We start from the raw sequence: 2,126 nt of genomic DNA on the forward strand, positions 1-2,126 counted from the left end.
CGTCTGGGCCTCCGACGTCGCGCGGGTCGACGGCTGGTGGCTGCTCTACCGTCTGGGCCTCCGACGTCGCGCGGGTCGACGGCTGGTGGCTGCTCTACTTCGCGGCCCCGGTGCGCGGCATGGGCGAGTACGGCCGCTGCATCGGGGTCGCCCGCTCGCGCAGCGCGCTCGGGGGATTCGTGCCGGTGGGCGGTCGACCGCTGGTCTGCCCGTCGTACGCCAAGGCGCCCGTGGCCGGCGACACCGTGCCGCAGCCGGACCGGTCGCTGCCGCGGGCCGGGGTGATCGACCCGTCGCTGTACGTCGAGGACGGCCGTCCGCACCTGCTCTACAAGACCGACCGCATCCCCTCCTCGATCCGGCTGGTGCCGCTGAGCCGGTCCGGCACCAGGGTCGCGGCCCCGTCGGTCGAGCTCCTGCGCCACGACGGCGTCCTGGAGAACCCCGTCGTCGTACGCCGTCCCGAGGGCTACGTGATGCTGCTGTCGCAGGGCGACTTCGGCCGCTGCTCCTACCGGACGGTCTGGCGACGGTCGGCCTCGCTCCTCGACTGGTCCGCGGCCGAGGAGGGGGTGCTCCTCGACCGGGCGACGACCGGCCTGTGCGGCCCGGGCGGCGCCGACGTGAGCGGCGTACCGCGGGGCTCGCGGCTGCGGCTCTTCCTCCACGCGTGGACGTGCGAGCGACGGCACTGCCCCTCGGGTGTGGACCTGGTGAAGAAGCGGCCCCGCCTGGGCTCGCGCCGCCCGATGTACGCCGCCGACCTGGCGTGGCCGGGCGGCATCCCCACCGTCGTCGCCTGGCGCTGAAACCGGGCCGACCCGCGCGGGGAGTTGCGCCGCCCGGGGGGCGGCGGGGTATCAAGGGGGTGGTTTCGAGGGGGACCCACATGTCGCGACACCTGACCCGCTGGACCGGCGCGCTCGCCGCCGTGCTGCTGATGCCCGCGCTGCTCGCCGTGCCGGGGTCGTCGACCGCGTCCGCGGACCGCCCGGACGCGTCGCACCCGGGGAGGTCCGGTCGCGCCGCGGTGGCCCCGCGCCCCCTCATCTGGGACCGCGACTTCGGCGACCCGAGCGTGGTCCGCGACGGCGAGCACTGGTACGGCGCCGCGACCGGCTTCCGCGGCCGTGCGGCCAGGTCCGACTACGACTGGGGCAACTGGGGCCGCGGCGGCGACGTGCTCAACGGCCGCCCGGCCTGGGCCAAGTTCGCGGGCGTGTGGGGCCCGGAGATCGAGCAGACCCCCAACGGCTACGTCGCCTACTTCACGATGCCCTCGCGCGGCCTGCCCCACGACCAGGACCGCTGCATCGGCGTGGCCACCGCCCCGGACCTGTCGTCCACCTTCACCGTGCTCGGCAACAAGCCGCTGGTGTGCCCGGACTACGCGACCACCACCCCGGCCTTCGACCAGGTCCCGGGCCGGGTCGGGCTGCCGCGACGCGGGGTCATCGACCCCTCGTCGTACATCGCCCCCGACGGGCGGCGGTTCCTGATGTACCGCACGCAGGGCACACCGTCGACGATCCGGATGATCCGACTCAACTCCGCAGGCACCGCGACCTTCGGCCGCAGCCGCGAGCTGATCCGCGACAGCGGCGTGCTGGAGAACCCGGTGATGGTCGGGCACGGGTCGTGGCACTACCTGATCACCTCGCGCGGGGACTACGGCGACTGCCGCTACCGCACGATCTGGCGCCGCTCCCCCTCCTTGACCCGCGGCTGGCAGGGCACCCGCGGCCACGCGCTGCTCAACCGCCGCAACACCGGCGTGTGCGGGCCCGGTGGCGCCGACTACGTGCCGGAGTCCGGGACCGCGGCCAACCGGATGTTCTTCCACGGCTGGGTCTGCAAGGGCACCAACCTGCCCTGCTACCAGTCGTACCAGGGGCACCAGGACTACGAGGACGTCGGCAAGCGGGCCCTGTACGCCGTCCGGCTGAGGTGGACCGGGGACGGGCCCTCGATCTCCGCGTTCGTCCAGGGTCCGGTGCCGCCGCCTCCGCCCCCTCCGGTCACGGAGACCCCGACACCCACGCCCAGCCCGACGCCGACACCGACCCCCACGCCGACCGAGTCGCCCACGCCGACCGAGTCGCCCACGGGGACGGGGACCACGACGC

2 protein-coding genes are annotated in these 2,126 nt (G+C 74.7%); both read left to right on the forward strand.

From position 1 onward, the window contains the following. Positions 1 to 809: family 43 glycosylhydrolase (locus ACXJKL_RS19890; protein WP_457208727.1), on the forward strand; the 809-nt coding region annotated here is incomplete at its 5' end. Positions 810 to 889: 80 nt separating this feature from the next. Beyond that, positions 890 to 2,126, forward strand: a 1,237-nt coding sequence (locus tag ACXJKL_RS19895; protein WP_457208728.1) for a family 43 glycosylhydrolase, incomplete at its 3' end; no start/stop codon positions are given.

It is taken from the genome of Nocardioides sp. P5_C9_2, from assembly GCF_054049555.1.